Consider the following 15,953-nt stretch of genomic DNA (forward strand, 5'->3'; position numbering starts at 1 on the left):
TGATCTCCGCGCAAACGCGTTCCGCGTTTGTCGCGAGGGAGAACCGCTTCGCACTTCTCCGGATCATGCTTACGAGCCATGCGCGCCAAGCGTTGACATCGCCGGGTGCGGGAGTAGCTTTTTTCGATAGCAGAGCGGGACCAACCGCTCGCACTCGCGGGAGAAACGCCATGACGATCGCCGTCCGGCAGCTTCAGAAGCATTTTGTCGGCGAGGTTTCGGGCCTCGACCTGCGAAAGCCGCTCACGCCGGACGAGGCGCGCGAGGTCGAGGCCGCGATGGACAAATACGCCGTGCTCGTCTTCCACGACCAGGACATCACCGACGAGCAGCAGATGGCGTTCGCGCTGAATTTCGGCCAGCGCGAGGACGCGCGCGGCGGCACGGTGACCAAGGAGAAAGATTACCGTCTCCAATCGGGCCTCAACGACGTCTCCAATCTCGGCAAGGATGGCAAGCCGCTGGCAAAGGACAGCCGCACGCATCTGTTCAATCTCGGCAACTGCCTGTGGCATTCCGACAGCTCGTTCCGGCCGATCCCTGCGAAATTCTCGCTGCTGTCGGCGCGCGTGGTCAACCCGAAGGGCGGCAACACCGAATTCGCCGACATGCGCGCGGCCTATGACGCGCTCGACGACGAGACCAAGGCGGAGATCGACGATCTCGTCTGCGAGCACTCGCTGATGTATTCGCGCGGTTCGCTCGGCTTCACCGAATATACGGACGAGGAAAAGGAGATGTTCAAGCCGGTGCTGCAACGCCTGGTGCGCACCCATCCCGTCCATCGCCGCAAGTCGCTCTATCTGTCATCGCATGCCGGCAAGATCGTGAGCATGAGCGCGCCCGAAGGCCGGCTCCTGTTGCGCGATCTCAACGAGCACGCGACACAGGCGGAGTTCGTCTACGTCCACAAATGGAAGCTGCATGACCTCGTGATGTGGGATAACCGCCAGACCATGCACCGCGTGCGCCGCTACGACCAGTCTCAGCCCCGCGACATGCGCCGCGCCACTGTTGCCGGCACCGAGCCGACAGCGCAGCAGCGGGCGGCGGAGTAGGATTCAGCCACCGTCATCGTCGGGGCGAAGGCCGGGACGGCATCACTTCCCGGGCTGGGGGCGGCTCGTTTCCGGCGACGGAGGGTAAGTCGGAGCGAAGAGGCAATCCTGCATCCACCGCTGATCGGTTGCATTCAGTGAAATATCCGGATCGTATTTCCAAAGGTCCCCTGCATCCCATGCCGGCAAGTTGTCGGACGCTGCCGGGTTTGTATTCCAGCGACCATCCAGTTTGTTCCAGACGTCGCCGTCGGGTAAGGGGCACTGCTCGCTCGTCGAGGCATGGCCGGTCGAACAAGTTGCTACGAATGTTGGCTTGCCATCTTTCAAGACGCTGACAGCTCGGTGTTCGGTCATGTAACCGCTTGCCCATTCGACGACCGAGCTGCAAATTCTTTCATTTTGCTGGCGCAACGCTTCGCCCCAGCACTCGTAATTCCAACTTCCATAAGGTGGGGGCTGAAGAACGCAGCTCGTCTTGTAGCCGGCGAACGCACCACCGCTATCTTTCAGGCGGAGTTTTCGCTGTTGCTCCATGTTGAGGATTGGGTCGCCGCTTTGCAGAAATATCATTCGATCATAGGTTGCTGTAAACAGAATTTCGCGGTCATCGGTCGTGTCGCGTTTCGCTTGTCCGAATCTGTCAGGGCCGTGTTCGCGCACCTCCAGCCATCGCCGCTGACTGCGGATCAGCGCATCGTGAAACTCCGGATCTGTCGTCTCGCGCAGGAGTTTGAAATACGCGGCGCTCATCGCCTCGTCGGCCTTTTTCAGTTTGGGCGTCGCGCAGAATAGCTTCTCGCCCGGTGATGAAGCCTTGGTGCAATCAAGTGCGTACAGAGGAGACGGGTGAACGAGAACCAGAGCCCATAAGGAGGCCAGAAAGGGGAATTTCATTTGCGGTCACCCAGTGAGCTGCGCGCGACCCGATAGCAGCAAATCGATGCTAAGCCTACCGCTCGGCGGCTCATGACGCCGCCCAAACTCAGATTGCGCAGTCTTTGGGTTGGATAGAACCGATTTTGGCCATCGCGGCGAGCGCAAGCACGCGCGCAGGGGTCCCGGCTTAGCCAGGACGAAGGCCAAACGTGCAGCTACGCGTGCCCCGCCTCGTTCGAGAGCATGCCGGGATCGATGCCGATCTTGCGCAGGGCACGGGCGTATTTGTCGTCGACGTCGTCGCCGAAGATCAGATCCGTATCCGCATCGCAATGCAGCCAGCCGTTGCTCTGGATCTCGGTCTCGAGCTGGCCCGGCGCCCAGCCGGCATAGCCGAGCGCGAGGATGGCGTGCTTCGGCCCTGAGCCGTTGGCGATCGCTCGCAATATGTCCACGGTGGCGGTGAGGCAGACGCCGTCGTCGATCCTGAGCGTCGCGTTCTCGATGAAGAAGTCGCTGGAATGCAGCACGAAGCCGCGGCCGGTGTCGACCGGGCCGCCGCGCAGCACTTTCATGCTTTCGGCGTTCTCCGGCAGCTTGATCTGCTCGCCCTTCTTGATGATGCCGAGCTGGACCAGGAGCTCGGGAAAATCGATGCTACCGGCAGGATGATTGACGATGATGCCCATCGCGCCTTCCGCCGAATGAGCACAGAGATAGATCACCGAGCGCTCAAAGCGGGGATCGCCCATCACCGGCATTGCGATCAGGAGACGGCCGTCGAGATACCCGGCCGAATTATGCGGCGCAGAGCCCACATTCTGGGTGCTCTCGCCAGTCCTTTTGCCTTCAGGAGCCATGGGGAAGCACTCCGGTTTCAATTCCTATCCTGATGTCGGGCCCGGCGGCTGTCAAATCAAGGCTTGAGGAAGCCCGATTCAGCCACATTCATCACAAGCAATTCAATGGTTTGCCCCGGGATGCCCCTGTAAAGACGTGCTATGCTGACAAGAGTTCCCATGCGTGCGGCGATTGGCGTCGCAACCACCCTGCTTGCGTCGTCGCTGGCGTTTGCAGCCCATGCCGACGACGCCTCGCCCTGGCAGCGCGACGGACATTCCGCGGTGCGATTGCTCGCGGGATCGCGCAGCGGCGCGGTCCTGCTCGGCGGCATCGCCTTTCAGATCCAGCCGGGCTGGAAAACCTACTGGCGTATGCCCGGCGATTCCGGTGTTCCGCCGCGGTTCGACTTCTCGAAGTCGGACAATGTCGAGACGGTGACGGTCATGTGGCCGGCGCCGCAGAAATTCGACGACGGTGCCGGCGGCCATTCGATCGGCTATCACGACCAGATCGTGCTGCCCTTGCGCATCGTCGCCAAGGCGCCTGACAAGCCGGTAACGCTGCGCGCAGAGATCAACTATGCCGTGTGCGAAAAGCTCTGCATTCCCGTCGAGGCCAGCGCCGAGCTCGGCTTCAACAATGTCGCCTCGACCGAGGACGCCAATCTGCGTGCGGCGCTGGACACCGTGCCCAAGCCCGCCAATATCGGCGATCCCAATCCGCTGACCATCCGCGACGTCAAGCGCGACGGGGCCACCAAGGTGATCGTCGACGTCGTCGCGCCGGCGGACGCGCGCAACGTCAATTTGTTCGTGGAAGGACCGACGCTCGACTGGGCGCTGCCGATTCCGGCCTTGGTCGAGCACAGCCCGCCGGGGGTGAAACGCTTTGCCTTCGAGCTCGACGGACTGCCGCCAGGCGCCAAGCCTGATGGCGCGGCGTTGAAGTTCACGCTGGTCGGGCCGGACAAGTCGTACGAGTTCAACACGAAACTGGACTAGGGAGAGTCGTTCTGGCGAAAGCCAGGACGACCTTGGGCACCCAACCGAATCTTAACGAATGGTTGCTAGGTCGAAGGCTGCCGCAGCTTGCGGAACGCCCAGGGATCCCTTCGACGTGGCCGTGATGGACGCACAATCCGCAACGACCGGACCGGCCGGCCTGGTCGCGCGGCTGCGCGGCAAACTCTCGGGCGGGTCGAGCGAAGCGTCGCTGACGCGGCGGCTTGCCGGCACCATCTTCATGATACGCGTGATCAGCGCTGGCCTTGCCTATTTCTCGCAGGTGCTGCTCGCGCGCTGGATGGGCACGTCGGACTACGGCATCTATGTCTATGTCTGGACCTGGGTGCTGCTGCTCGGCAGCATGATGGATTTCGGCATCTCGGCGTCGGCGCAAAAGATCATTCCGGAATATCGTACCGGCGGCGAGCATGCGCTGCTGCGCGGCTTCCTCTCCGGCAGCCGCTGGCTGACCTTCGCCGTTTCCACGCTGGTGTCGCTTGGCCTCGCCGGCATCGTCAAACTGCTCTCGCCCTGGATCGGTCCGGCCGAGGAGCTGCCGCTCTATATCGGCTGCATGACGCTGCCCGCCTTCGTCGTCGCCAACACTCAGGACGGCATCGCGCGCTCGCATGATTGGATGCAGCTCGGCCTGATGCCGCAGTTCATCATCCGCCAGGCGCTCATCATCGGTATCACGGCCGGCGCCTTCCTGCTCGGCTACCATCTCGGCGCCGTTGCGGCGATGGTCGCGAGCGCCGGCGCGGTGTGGATCGCGATGACCGGCCAGATGGTGATGCTGAATCGCAAGCTCGCCGACCACATCGAGCCCGGTCCCAAGGCCTATGACATCAGCGGCTGGCTCGCGGTCTCGCTACCGATCCTGCTGGTCGAGAGCTTCTACCTGCTGCTCTCCTACACCGACGTTCTGGTGCTGCAGCAGTTCCGCCCCTCCGAGGAAGTCGGCGTCTACTTCGCCGTGGTGAAGACGCTGGCGCTGGTCTCCTTCATCCACTACGCGATGTCGGCGACGACAGCGCATCGCTTCGCCGAGTACAACGCCCTCGGCGACAAGGCGCGCCTGTCGGCTTACGTGGCCCACGCCATCAACTGGACGTTCTGGCCGTCGCTGGCGGCGACCGTTGTGCTGCTCGCGCTCGGCAAGCCGCTGCTCTGGCTGTTCGGACCGCAATTCGTGGTCGGCTACGACATCATGTTCGTTGCCGCGATCGGGCTCGTGGTGCGCGCCGCGATCGGCCCGGTCGAACGTCTGCTCAACATGCTCGGCCAGCAGAAGATCTGCGCCCTGGCCTACGCCCTCGCCTTCGCGATGAACGTCGTGCTCTGCATTGCCCTGGTGCCGCGCTTCGGGGGCCACGGCGCTGCGGCCGCGACCTCGATCTCGCTGACCTTCGAGACTGTGCTGCTGTTCTGGATCGTCAGGCAGCGGCTGGGGCTGCACGTGCTGGCGTTCGGGAAATAGACCTGACAACTTGCCTTCCCCTGTGGGGAACGCCATTTCGCGAGACGCCTGCGAGCAGGACAAAATGGCTGCCCCATCTTGGGCCCGTAGTATGATCTTTCTTATTTGATCCGAGCGGTTGCGCCTCAGGGAAAGTTTATTCTACGTCATATTGCCCAAATGACGAGATAAACCTAAGATTCTCCCAGCATGATCGATCCATTGTACGTCGCCTCGGGATTCGGCGTCGGCCTGCTTGTCGGGATGACCGGCGTGGGTGGCGGCTCGCTGATGACGCCGCTCCTGATCCTGCTGTTCGGCGTCCACCCGTCGACTGCGGTCGGAACTGATCTGCTCTATGCCGCAGCCACCAAGACGGGCGGCAGCGTCGTGCACGGCTGGTCGAAGAGCGTGCATTGGCCAGCAGTGCTGCGGCTCGCCTGCGGCAGCATCCCGGCGAGTGCGCTGACGCTCCTCGTGCTGTGGAAGCTCGATCTCAAGAGCGATGCCGAGCGCAATCTCGTCAATCTGGTGCTGTGCTTTGCGCTGATGCTGACGGCGGCCTCGCTGATCTTCCGCAAGTCGATCATGGAACGCTATCGCCGCCGCCTGGAGAAGCTCGATGACCGCACCACGGCGATTGCGACCGTCGTCACCGGTGTCGTGCTTGGCGTGCTGGTGTCGATTTCCTCGGTCGGCGCCGGCGCGGTCGGCGTGACCGTGCTGCTGCTGCTCTATCCGCGCCTGCCGATGGCGACCATCGTCGGCTCCGACATCGCGCATGCGGTGCCGCTGACGCTGGTGGCCGGCACCGGTCACTGGATGCTCGGCTCGGTCGACTGGCACCTGATGGGCGTGCTGCTGATGGGCTCGCTGCCCGGGATCATCGTCGGCAGCTACAGCGCGACCCGCATGCCGGAGACGGTGCTGCGCCTCGCGCTCGCCTGCGTCCTCATCGTGGTCTCCGGCAAGATCATGTTCACCGAGCTGAACCTGCCATCCGCCATCGTGACGGCTCTGGCCTGGAGCCATTGAGCCGAAAAACGCTGCGCTCTCCATCAATCATCGCCCTGCTTCGTAGGGTGGGCAAAGCGAAGCGTGCCCACCACTTCTCACTCGGAGAAAGAGGGTAGGCACGGCGCTGAGGCGCCTTTGCCGAGCCTACGGCCTGGAGCCATCAAACGAAAGACGGCGGGAGCATAGCGCTCCCGCCGCTTGCGTCATGCGAATCCGAAGCCCTATTCCGCGGTCCAGCCGCCGTCGATCGAGAGGTTGGTGCCGGTGATCTGCGCGGCATCGTCGCTGCACAGGAACAGCGCCAGCGCCGCGACCTGCTCGGAGGTGACGAATTCCTTGGTCGGCTGCGCGTCGAGCAGCACGTCGTTGATGACCTGCTCGCGCGTCAGGTTACGCGCCTTCATGGTATCCGGGATCTGCTTCTCCACCAGCGGCGTCCAGACATAGCCCGGGCTGATGCAGTTACAGGTGATCTTGTGAGTCGCGACCTCCAGCGCCACCGTCTTGGTCAGGCCGGCGATGCCGTGCTTGGCCGACACGTAAGCCGACTTGAAGGGCGAGGCGACCAGCGAGTGCGCCGACGCGGTATTGATGATGCGGCCCCAGCTTCGCTTCTTCATGCCGGGAACCGCGGCGCGGATGGCATGGAACGCCGAGGACAGGTTGATCGCGATGATCTGGTCCCACTTCTCGATCGGGAATTCCTCGATCGGCGAGACGAACTGGATGCCGGCATTGTTGACGAGGACGTCGACCGAGCCGAAGGTCTTCTCGCCGAGCGCGATCATGTCGGCGATTTCGGCCGGCTTGGTCATGTCGGCGGGCGAATAGATCGCCTTCACCTTGAAGTCGGACTCGATCTTCGAGCGTTCCTTCTCGATATCCTCGGGCGAGCCGAAGCCGTTGATGACGACGTTGGCACCAGCCTGCGCGAAGGCACGCGCATAAGCGAGCCCGATGCCGCTGGTCGATCCGGTGACGACGGCGTTCTTGCCTGACAGACTACCCATTTTATTCGCTCCTTTTTGCCGGGGGCACGGAGACGTCCCCCGTGAGATCGTAGGTCACCATGGTCTCGCCGGACTGCGGCCGCTCGAGCCAATCCTTGTGGCGCATCGACAGGTGCACGTCGCGCACGCCGGCTTCCCAGTGCTCGACCATGGCGACATGCGAGAAGTCGTAATCCTTGGACGAGGATTCGTAGTTCTTGCTGCGATAGATCAGGTGCACGACGGTCACGGTGCTTTCGCGCGCCGCCTTGGCGAGGAATTCGACGGACGGATCGTTCTTCAGGTAATCCGGCAGCTTGCCGATCAGGTCGCGCACGGCCCGGCGGGCGTTGTGGATCTGCTTGTTCTTGTCGGTGTTCATCCGCGTCCGGCTGGAAAAGCGAATATCCTTCTCGCGCTCGGTGGCCTCGAGCAGCGAGACCGGCAAGTCCCCGCGCGCGCTGAACAGGTCGACCTGGAAGATCAGCATGTCGCGCTGGAATTCGGCATCGAGCACGTAATCGAGCGGCGTGTTCGAGGCGATGCCGCCGTCCCAATAATGCTCGCCCTCGATGATGACGGATGGAAAGCCCGGCGGCAACGCGCCGGAGGCCATGATGTGCTCGGGGCCGATCTTCTTGCCGAGCTTCTTGAACTCGTAATTGTCGAAATATTTGAAGTTGCCCGAGGTGACGCCGACCGCGCCGACCGACAGGCGTGTCTTCAGGTCGTTGATGCGGTCGAAATCGACCAGCCGCTCCAGCGTCTTCTTCAAGGGCGCGGTGTCGTAATAGCTTTCCGCCTCGGGATGGCCCGGCGGCCACAGCGGCGCGGGCGGAACGCGCGGGACGAAGAAGCCGGGCACGCCGAAGGTCGCGATCAGCGCGGCGCTGGTGGAGTTGAACAGCTCGCGGCTGTGATCGCTCTTGCCGATCGGTTTCCACGGCACCGGCGCGGAGACCATCTCCCAGAATTCCTTCAGCCGCTTGATGCGGGTCTCTCCCTCATTGCCGGCGATGATGGCGGCATTGACCGCGCCGATGGAGATGCCGGCGACCCATTCCGGCTCGAAGCCGAAATGGCACAGCGCCTGATAGGCACCGGCCTGATAGGAGCCGAGCGCGCCGCCGCCCTGCAGGACCAGGACGCGTTGCGCATTCGCGGGGACAGTTGCGACTTCCGGGCTATGATCTGTCATACGGGAACAATAGCAAAAGGCGAGCCACCGTGGCGACAGTCTGCCGCGGCGTCAATGCATCCCGGGATCAAGTCTGGCTTATCGGGGGTCCGTCGAGGCCAGGATCATGGTCCAGAACACCTTGTATTTGGTGCCCGGAGCATAGCTCGCTGCTATGCCCAATTTTGTGACACCGCTCTTGAGCATATTGGCCCGGTGCGGAGGCGAGTCGCGCCAGCCGGAAAACGCTTCTGCCAGCGTATGATAGCCGGCCGAGATGTTCTCGACCGCGACGGTGGCCGGATAGCCGCCGGCATTGAGACGCTTGCCCAGGGGGGCGCGGACGTCGTGGTCCATCTTGTTCGCCGCCGCCATGGCGCTGGACTGGGATTCGGCGAGCATGGTCAGATCGGGGTCGATGATGACGGTGCCGAGCCCGTTGTTCTGGCGGTATTGCGAGATCATCACCGCGGCGGCCTGTGCATCGAGCTTCGCGCCCGGGACCGCCATGTCTGCATACATCGAGGGCTGCTGGACCGGCGCTTCGTTGCCCGCACAGCCGGCCAACAGCAAAAGGATGAGAATTGCGGCCGCGGCGCGCATGAGTAAGGCCCCCAATGAAGGGGCCGTTGTTGCATACCAACCGTGGCTGAAAGGTGAATTTTGAGGAAAATTTGCCCTGTGTGACGGCCTCAGCCGCCCGCAAATATCCGGTAGCGGCGGGGCTCGAGGCCGATCCTGTCGCCGGCGCGCAGTTCCTTGTCGCGCGGGGCGTCGATCTCGATGGTCTCGCCGCCGAACAGCGCCACCTCGGCTCGCTGCACCGGGCCGAAATTCCGCACATGCTGCACGGCGCCCTCGAAGGCCCCGCTGCCGGCCGGGCCGACCTGCATGTCGTGTCGCCTCACGAACAGTCGTGACGCGCCAGACGCCGACCCGTCCACCGCAAGCCCGAGCGGCCGGTTGCCGAGCCGGACCACGCCGTCGGCAACATGGACCGGCAGCTCGATGGACTCGCCGATGAAGCCATGGACGAACGCGGTCGCCGGGCTTTCGTAGACCTCGTTGGGCGAGCCGATCTGCTCGATCCGGCCCTTGTCCATCACCACGACTCGGTTGGCGACCTCAAGCGCCTCCTCCTGGTCGTGGGTGACGAAGATCGAGGTGACGTTGATCTCGTGATGCAGCGAGCGCAGCCATTTGCGCAGCTCTTTACGCACCTTGGCATCGAGCGCGCCGAAGGGCTCGTCGAGCAGCAGGATGCGCGGCTCGATCGCCAGCGCGCGCGCCAGCGCAATGCGCTGGCGCTGGCCGCCCGAGAGCTGGCTCGGATAGCGGTCGGCGAGCCAGTCGAGTTGCACCAGATCGAGCAGATCCTTGACGCGCGCACGAATGGTCGCCTCGTCCCTGCGAACCGCCCGCGGCTGCACGCGCAGGCCGAAGGCGACGTTCTCGAACACCGTCATATGGCGGAACAGCGCGTAGTGCTGGAACACGAAGCCGACGTGACGCTCGCGCGCGCCTTGCGCCAACGCGTCCTCGCCGTTGAAGGACACTTCGCCGCTGTCAGGCCAGTCGAGGCCGGCGATGATCCGAAGCAGCGTCGTCTTGCCGGAGCCGGACGGGCCGAGCAGCGCCAGCAATTCGCCATTGTCGACCTTGAGGTCGACGCCATCGAGCGCCGCGAAGCTGCCGAACTTCTTGACGAGATTCCTGACTTCAATGGTCACGGGATGCGTGTCCTTCGCCCAGATGACGTTCGAGAACGGTTTTTGCGATCAGCGTGATCAGCGCCAGCATCGCGAGCAGCGAGGCGATCGCGAAGGCGGCGACGAACTGGTACTCGTTGTAGAGGATCTCGACCAGCAGCGGCATGGTGTTGGTCTCGCCGCGGATGTGGCCGGAGACGACCGACACCGCGCCGAACTCGCCCATCGCGCGCGCATTGCAGAGCAGGACGCCGTAGAGCACGCCCCATTTGATATTGGGCAGCGTGACGCGGAAGAAGGTCTGCAGGCCCGAGGCGCCGAGCGAGATCGCGGCCTCCTCCTCCTGCGTGCCCTGCTCGTGCATCAAGGGGATCAGCGCGCGCGCCACGAACGGGAAGGTCACGAATGTGGTCGCCAGCGCAATCCCGGGCACCGCGAACAGGATCTGGATGTCGTGCTCCCGCAGCCAGCCGCCGAAATAGCCCTGCGCGCCGAACAGCAGCACGAAGACGAGGCCCGAGATCACCGGGCTCACCGAGAACGGCAGATCGATCAGCGTGATCAGGAAGGTCTTGCCCCTGAAGTCGAACTTGGCGATCGCCCAGGCCGCGACCAGGCCGAACACGAGATTGAGCCCGACCGATATCAATGCGACCAGCAGCGTCAGCCTGATCGCGGCCAGCGCCTCCGGCTCGGAGAGCGCGGCGAGATAGGCCAGAATGCCCTTCGAGAACGCCTGCGCGAACACCACCACCAGCGGCAGCACGACGAAGACGGTGAGGAACAGCACAGCCAGCGTGATGATGGCAATCCGCACCGCCCTCGGCTCGGTGCGGAGGTTGTCGCGCGCGGCAACCGCATGCGCGCGCGCCTTCGCTTGCGACGGCGAGAGCGAGACGGTATCTGCGATCTGCAGGGTCATCGCATCCACCTCAACGCGCCGGGATCCGGTTTTGCGCCCAGCGCTGCAACCGGTTCACAGCGAAGATCGTGACGAATGACACGACGAGCATGATGACCGCGATCGCGGTCGCATCGGCATAGCGGAATTCGGAGAGCCGGATCACGATCAGCAGCGGCGCGATCTCGGAAACGTTGGGCAGATTGCCGGCAATGAAGATCACCGAGCCGTATTCGCCGACGGCGCGCGCGAAGGCGAGCGCCAGTCCGGTCAGCAGCGCCGGCGCAAGCGAAGGCAGGATCACGCGAATGATCGTCTGCCAGCGGCTTGCCCCTAAACTGCCCGCGGCTTCCTCGATCTCGGGATCGAGATCCTGGAGCACCGGCTGCACGGTGCGGACCACGAACGGAATGCCGATGAAGATCATGGCGACGAAGATGCCTACCGGCGTGAACGCCACCTTGATGCCGAGCGCCGCCAGCGGCGCGCCCAGCCAGCCCTTCTCGGCGAACAGCGAGGTCAGCGCGACGCCGGCAACCGCCGTCGGCAGCGCGAACGGCACGTCGACAATGGCATCGAACAGCCGCCGGCCGGGGAAGCGGTAGCGCACCAGCGCCCAGACGATGATGCTGCCCATCACCAGATTGACGCAGGCCGCCGCGAAGGCGAGCCCGAACGAGACCCGCAGCGCGTTCAAAGTGCGGCGGCTGGAGAGAATGTTCCAGAACTGCTCGGGGCTGAGCTCGAAGGATTTCAGGAACAGGCCGGCGAGCGGAATCAGGATGATGATCGACAGCCAGGACAGCGTCAGTCCCATCGTGAGACCGAAGCCCGGCAGTGTCCGGCGTCGTGCTGTGATAGCGCTCACCAGTCCCCCTGTGACAGCCCTCTCTACGGCAACGCCCGATCAGTTCTTGTAGATCTGATCAAAGACGCCGCCATCGGCGAAATGTTCCCGTTGCGCCTTGGTCCAGCCACCGAACAAATCATCGATCGTGAACAGCTCGACCTTGGCGAAGGCGTTTTCGTACTTTTTGGCGATCTCCGGATCGCGCGGGCGGTAGAAATTGCGCGCGGCGATCTCCTGACCTTCCTTGGTGTACCAATATTGCAGATAGGCATCGGCGGCGTTGCGGGTGCCCTTCTTGTCGGCAACCTTGTCGACGATCGCGACCGGCGGCTCGGCGAGGATCGATTGCGGCGGCGCCACGATCTCGAACTTCTCGGCGCCGAACTCCTTGAGGGCGAGGTAGGCCTCGTTCTCCCAGGCGAGCAAGACGTCGCCGACGCCGCGCTCGACGAAGGTCACGGTCGCGCCGCGCGCACCGGTATCGAGCACCGGCACCTGCTGATAGAGTTTTCCGATGAACTCCTTGGCCTTGTCGGCCGAGCCGTATTTCTTCTGCGCAAAACCCCAGGCCGCCAGATAATTCCAGCGCGCGCCGCCCGAGGTCTTCGGGTTCGGCGTGATCACGGCAACGCCGGGCTTGATAAGGTCGTCCCAGTCCTTGATGCCCTTGGGATTGCCCTTGCGCACCAGGAAGACGATGGTCGAGGTGTAGGGTGACGAATTCTGCGGCAGCCGCTTCTGCCAATCGGCGGCGGTGAGGCCCTTGCCGGCGATCGCGTCGATGTCATAGGCGAGCGCAAGCGTCACGACATCGGCTTGCAATCCGTCGATCACCGCACGCGCCTGCGATCCGCTGCCGCCATGCGACTGCTTGATCTCGACGCTCTTGCCGGTTTCCTTCTGATAGACGCGCGAAAACGCCTTGTTGAATTCGACATAGAGCTCGCGTGTCGGATCGTACGACACGTTCAACAAATTGATGTCAGCGGCGAGAGCCGAGCTTGCCCAGAGGAGTCCTGCAGCGAGCGGAACGATACGACGCATCATATCCATCTCCATTCACTTCGACGACGACAGTGTCGGCGAAGGCGTGCAGCCATAACTCGGGGCGAAACGCGCTTAAGTCAACGGAACTGGATTTCCTTGTTCGCAGCGTGGCAACCTGACTGTGCTACGAAATCTTCATCGTGTGAATGCCGCATTCTGTCTTGGCCCGGCCCCGCCACCGGCCGGCGCGAGAATCCTCGCCTTCGGCCGCCCGGCTGGTGCAGGGCATGCAGCCAACGGACAGGAATCCTGACGCGACCAACGGGTGCCGCGGCAATTTGGCGCGGACGAAGATCGCCTCCAGCTCCTCGCGCGAGACATTGGCGAAGGGATTGAACTTCAACCGCGCGCCGTCGTCCTCGACGACCGGAATATCGGCGCGCGCATTGCCCTGGAAGCGCTTGCGGCCATTGATCCAGGCCGAGAACGGTTTGAGCGCACGCGCCAGCGGCTCAACCTTGCGGATACGGCAGCAGGCGTCGGGATCGGAGAACCAGAGCTCGCGGTCCGGATCCTCGCGCGACAACGTTTCCTCCGCCGGCTTGATCGAACGGACGTCCTTCAGCCCGAGTGTTGCGATCAGCGTGTCGCGATAGGCGAGCGTCTCCTCGAACAGCCAGCCGGTGTCGAGGAAGATCACGGGGATGGCGGGATCGACATCCGCCATCACCTTGAGCAGCGTCGCCGATTCCGTGCCGAATGACGACACCAGAGCGAGCTTGTCGCGGCCAACGGCCTTCAGAGCGGCAGCGATGACCTCCGCGGGCGAGGCGTCGCGCAGAGTGCGATCAAGCTCTTCCGCCGACGGCAGCGCAGAGACCGACGCTGATGAAACCTGTGCCGCGATCGCGTTCACGTGCCGACACCTTCCGAATGGCGCAGCTGCATGCGCCGGTGCAGCGCCGTGATGCGGCCGTCCCCGGTCGGCTGATAGAACACCGAATAGCGCTTCGCCGTCTGCATGAAGGCCTCGGCGTCGGCCTGCTTCTTGACGTCGAAGGCATCGAAGCCTGCGCGCAGCATGAACACGAACTGGTCGCGCAGCACCTGACCCGTTGCGCGCACCTCGCCGCGATAATTGAAGCGTTCGCGCAAGAGCCGTGCCTGGCTATAGGCGCGTCCGTCACGGAAGGTTGGGAACACCAGCGCCACCGCGGCCAGCCTGCCGAGGAAGGGCACCAGCTCGTCGATGTCGCGGTTGTTCGGCCAGATCACGCCGACCTTGCCGGCGCGTGCGAGGAATGCCTCCGCATCGCCGAGGAAGCGCTCGGCCGGCACCAGGATGTCGCCGCCCTCAGGCAGCGGCGTATCGACGGCGAGCTTGACGAAGCTGTCGTCGACGATCTTTCCGCCATTAACGAGTGGCATAGACACGCTCCTTGAAGGGCTCGACACCGAGACGCTTCACCGTGTCGATGAACAGCTCTTCCGGTCGCTCGCGCAGCGCGAGATAGGCTTCGACAATGTCCTCGACGACGTCTGCGACCTCGTCGAACTTCACGCCGGGGCCGATCAGATTGCCGAGCGCGGCGCTCTCGTCGGCGCGGCCGCCGATGGTGATCTGATAGACCTCCTCACCGTTCTTCTCGACGCCGAGAATGCCGATGTGCCCGACATGGTGATGACCGCAGGCGTTGATGCAGCCGGAGATGTTGATGTGCAGCCGGCCGATCAGGTTGGCAAGCTCGTGATTGGCGAAGCGCCGCGTCAGCTCCTGCGCGATCGGGATCGAGCGCGCATTCGCCAGCGAGCAATAGTCGAGACCCGGGCAGGCGATGATGTCGGTGATCAGGTTCACGTTGGGCGTGGCGAGCCCGAGCTTGTCGAGCGCCTTCCACAACGCCGGCAGGTCGCGCTTGGCGACATGCGGCAGCGCCAGGTTCTGCTCGTGACCGACACGAATTTCGCCGAAGGAATATTTGTCGGCGAGATCGGCCAGAGCGTCCATCTGCTCGGCGGTCGCATCGCCCGGAGGCTTGCCGGTCGGCTTCAGCGAGATCGTAACGATGGAGTAGCCCTGGATCTTGTGCGGGGCGACCGAGTTCCTGCGCCACGCCTCGAAGTCCGGATCGGCCGCGGCCTGGCGCAGCTCGTCCGGCATGTGCGGCAGCTTCTCATAGGCCGGATAGGTGAAGCGCGAGCGGATGTCCTCGATCACTTCGTCGTCGATCTGAAGCGAGGAGTTGCGAATGTGCTGCCACTCCTCCTCGACCTCGCGCGAGAACTTCTCGATGCCAAGCTCGTGCACCAGGATCTTGATGCGCGCCTTGTAGATGTTGTCGCGGCGGCCGTACTGATTGTAGACGCGCAGGATCGCCTCGATATAGCTCAGGATATCGCGGCCATGCACGAAGTGCTTGATGGTCTTGGCGATGAACGGCGTGCGGCCGAGACCGCCGCCGACCAGCACCTCGAAGCCGGTTTCGCCCTTCTCGTTCTTGATCAGGCGCAGGCCGATGTCGTGAATCTTGATCGCGGCGCGGTCGTGATCCGACGCGGTGATCGCGATCTTGAACTTGCGCGGCAGGAACGAGAATTCGGGATGCAGCGTGGTGTGCTGGCGGATCAGCTCCGACCAGATGCGGGGATCCTCGATTTCGCCCGGCGCGACGCCGGCCCACTGGTCCGAAGTGACGTTGCGCATGTTGTTGCCGGAGGTCTGCATCGCATGGATGCCGACCTCGGCGAGATCAGCCAGCGCGTCCGGCAGCTCGGCGAGCTTGATCCAGTTGAACTGGATGTTCTGCCGCGTGGTGAAGTGGCCGTAGCCGCGGTCGTATTTGCGCGCGACATGGGCGAGCGCGCGCAACTGGTTCGACGCCAGCGTTCCATAGGGGATCGCGACGCGGAACATGTAGGCGTGCAGTTGCAGATAGACGCCGTTCTGAAGCCGCAGAAGCTTGAATTCGTCCTCGGTGAGCTCGCCGGAGAGGCGGCGCTTCACCTGGTCGCGGAATTCCGAGACACGCTCGTTGACCAGCGTGCGGTCGATTTCATCGTAAGCGTACATAAGAGAGTGC

At 63.6% G+C, this 15,953-nt stretch carries 16 protein-coding genes; 4 read left to right on the plus strand and 12 right to left on the minus strand.

From position 1 onward, the window contains the following. Positions 1–170 precede the first annotated feature (170 nt). Positions 171–1,058: a TauD/TfdA family dioxygenase gene (locus K289_RS0124150; protein WP_027553903.1), complete on the plus strand. Its 888-nt coding sequence runs from the start codon at positions 171–173 to the stop codon at positions 1,056–1,058. Between the two features lie 42 nt (positions 1,059–1,100). Here the strand turns inward: K289_RS0124150 and K289_RS0124155 are convergent, their stop codons facing one another. Next, the gene (locus K289_RS0124155; RefSeq protein WP_027553904.1) at positions 1,101–1,955 is read right to left on the minus strand and encodes a lysozyme inhibitor LprI family protein; all 855 of its coding nucleotides are present in this window, start codon (positions 1,953–1,955) and stop codon (positions 1,101–1,103) included. A gap of 197 nt (positions 1,956–2,152) precedes the next feature. After that, the gene (locus K289_RS0124160) at positions 2,153–2,797 is read right to left on the minus strand and encodes a YqgE/AlgH family protein (protein WP_027553905.1); all 645 of its coding nucleotides are present in this window, start codon (positions 2,795–2,797) and stop codon (positions 2,153–2,155) included. A 141-nt stretch (positions 2,798–2,938) separates the two neighbouring features. On the opposite strand from K289_RS0124160, the gene K289_RS0124165 reads away from it, so the two are divergent. The 3 genes from K289_RS0124165 to K289_RS0124175 all read left to right on the plus strand — a co-directional run bounded on the left by K289_RS0124165 (position 2,939) and on the right by K289_RS0124175 (position 6,278). After that, entirely contained in the window at positions 2,939–3,781 is an 843-nt protein-coding gene (locus tag K289_RS0124165; RefSeq protein ID WP_027553906.1) for a protein-disulfide reductase DsbD domain-containing protein, read from the plus strand. A gap of 115 nt (positions 3,782–3,896) precedes the next feature. Beyond that, positions 3,897–5,264 (plus strand): flippase, encoded by a 1,368-nt coding sequence (locus K289_RS0124170; RefSeq protein WP_027553907.1) that lies wholly within the window; start codon positions 3,897–3,899, stop codon positions 5,262–5,264. 189 nt (positions 5,265–5,453) lie between these two features. After that, positions 5,454–6,278: a sulfite exporter TauE/SafE family protein gene (locus K289_RS0124175; protein WP_027553908.1), complete on the plus strand. Its 825-nt coding sequence runs from the start codon at positions 5,454–5,456 to the stop codon at positions 6,276–6,278. A gap of 203 nt (positions 6,279–6,481) precedes the next feature. Here K289_RS0124175 and K289_RS0124180 read toward each other — a convergent pair whose 3' ends face one another. The 10 genes from K289_RS0124180 to K289_RS0124225 all read right to left on the minus strand — a co-directional run bounded on the left by K289_RS0124180 (position 6,482) and on the right by K289_RS0124225 (position 15,943). Continuing rightward, positions 6,482–7,270: a 3-hydroxybutyrate dehydrogenase gene (locus K289_RS0124180; RefSeq protein WP_027553909.1), complete on the minus strand. Its 789-nt coding sequence runs from the start codon at positions 7,268–7,270 to the stop codon at positions 6,482–6,484. 1 nt (position 7,271) lies between these two features. Beyond that, positions 7,272–8,447, minus strand: coding sequence for a patatin-like phospholipase family protein (locus tag K289_RS0124185; RefSeq protein WP_027553910.1), 1,176 nt, complete (start codon positions 8,445–8,447; stop codon positions 7,272–7,274). A 78-nt stretch (positions 8,448–8,525) separates the two neighbouring features. Further along, positions 8,526–9,029, minus strand: coding sequence for a CAP domain-containing protein (locus tag K289_RS0124190; protein WP_027553911.1), 504 nt, complete (start codon positions 9,027–9,029; stop codon positions 8,526–8,528). Positions 9,030–9,118: 89 nt separating this feature from the next. Then, positions 9,119–10,156: a sulfate/molybdate ABC transporter ATP-binding protein gene (locus K289_RS0124195; RefSeq protein ID WP_027553912.1), complete on the minus strand. Its 1,038-nt coding sequence runs from the start codon at positions 10,154–10,156 to the stop codon at positions 9,119–9,121. Continuing rightward, positions 10,146–11,057, minus strand: a complete 912-nt coding sequence (gene cysW / locus K289_RS0124200; RefSeq protein WP_027553913.1) for a sulfate ABC transporter permease subunit CysW — start codon at positions 11,055–11,057, stop codon at positions 10,146–10,148. The genes K289_RS0124195 and cysW overlap by 11 nt, the downstream gene beginning before the upstream one ends. A gap of 10 nt (positions 11,058–11,067) precedes the next feature. Continuing rightward, positions 11,068–11,874 (minus strand): sulfate ABC transporter permease subunit CysT, encoded by an 807-nt coding sequence (gene cysT, locus K289_RS0124205; protein WP_027553914.1) that lies wholly within the window; start codon positions 11,872–11,874, stop codon positions 11,068–11,070. Positions 11,875–11,943: 69 nt separating this feature from the next. Further along, complete coding sequence (locus K289_RS0124210) at positions 11,944–12,945, minus strand: sulfate ABC transporter substrate-binding protein (protein ID WP_156918160.1); 1,002 nt, start codon at positions 12,943–12,945, stop codon at positions 11,944–11,946. 112 nt (positions 12,946–13,057) lie between these two features. Continuing rightward, positions 13,058–13,789 carry a phosphoadenylyl-sulfate reductase gene (locus K289_RS0124215; RefSeq protein WP_027553916.1) on the minus strand — a complete coding sequence of 244 codons (732 nt, stop codon included), beginning with the start codon at positions 13,787–13,789 and terminating at the stop codon, positions 13,058–13,060. Next, the gene (locus K289_RS0124220) at positions 13,786–14,301 is read right to left on the minus strand and encodes a DUF934 domain-containing protein (RefSeq protein WP_027553917.1); all 516 of its coding nucleotides are present in this window, start codon (positions 14,299–14,301) and stop codon (positions 13,786–13,788) included. Before K289_RS0124220 ends, K289_RS0124215 begins: the two co-directional genes overlap by 4 nt. Continuing rightward, positions 14,288–15,943 carry a nitrite/sulfite reductase gene (locus K289_RS0124225; RefSeq protein ID WP_027553918.1) on the minus strand — a complete coding sequence of 552 codons (1,656 nt, stop codon included), beginning with the start codon at positions 15,941–15,943 and terminating at the stop codon, positions 14,288–14,290. The genes K289_RS0124220 and K289_RS0124225 overlap by 14 nt, the downstream gene beginning before the upstream one ends. Positions 15,944–15,953: the final 10 nt, after the last annotated feature.

Origin of the sequence: Bradyrhizobium sp. Cp5.3 (assembly GCF_000426265.1) — a bacterium.
Classification (GTDB): domain Bacteria; phylum Pseudomonadota; class Alphaproteobacteria; order Rhizobiales; family Xanthobacteraceae; genus Bradyrhizobium; species Bradyrhizobium neotropicale.

What these genes read in the sequence shown, in the direction of transcription:
- K289_RS0124175 (WP_027553908.1), top strand. Translation starts at nt 5,454, where the DNA reads ATGATCGATCCATTGTACGTCGCCTCGGGATTCGGCGTCGGCCTGCTT.
- K289_RS0124160 (WP_027553905.1), bottom strand. Translation starts at nt 2,797, where the DNA reads ATGGCTCCTGAAGGCAAAAGGACTGGCGAGAGCACCCAGAATGTGGGC.
- K289_RS0124185 (WP_027553910.1), bottom strand. Translation starts at nt 8,447, where the DNA reads ATGACAGATCATAGCCCGGAAGTCGCAACTGTCCCCGCGAATGCGCAA.
- K289_RS0124190 (WP_027553911.1), bottom strand. Translation starts at nt 9,029, where the DNA reads ATGCGCGCCGCGGCCGCAATTCTCATCCTTTTGCTGTTGGCCGGCTGT.
- K289_RS0124180 (WP_027553909.1), bottom strand. Translation starts at nt 7,270, where the DNA reads ATGGGTAGTCTGTCAGGCAAGAACGCCGTCGTCACCGGATCGACCAGC.
- K289_RS0124220 (WP_027553917.1), bottom strand. Translation starts at nt 14,301, where the DNA reads ATGCCACTCGTTAATGGCGGAAAGATCGTCGACGACAGCTTCGTCAAG.
- K289_RS0124165 (WP_027553906.1), top strand. Translation starts at nt 2,939, where the DNA reads ATGCTGACAAGAGTTCCCATGCGTGCGGCGATTGGCGTCGCAACCACC.
- K289_RS0124225 (WP_027553918.1), bottom strand. Translation starts at nt 15,943, where the DNA reads ATGTACGCTTACGATGAAATCGACCGCACGCTGGTCAACGAGCGTGTC.
- K289_RS0124150 (WP_027553903.1), top strand. Translation starts at nt 171, where the DNA reads ATGACGATCGCCGTCCGGCAGCTTCAGAAGCATTTTGTCGGCGAGGTT.
- K289_RS0124155 (WP_027553904.1), bottom strand. Translation starts at nt 1,955, where the DNA reads ATGAAATTCCCCTTTCTGGCCTCCTTATGGGCTCTGGTTCTCGTTCAC.
- cysW (WP_027553913.1), bottom strand. Translation starts at nt 11,057, where the DNA reads ATGACCCTGCAGATCGCAGATACCGTCTCGCTCTCGCCGTCGCAAGCG.
- K289_RS0124210 (WP_156918160.1), bottom strand. Translation starts at nt 12,945, where the DNA reads ATGGAGATGGATATGATGCGTCGTATCGTTCCGCTCGCTGCAGGACTC.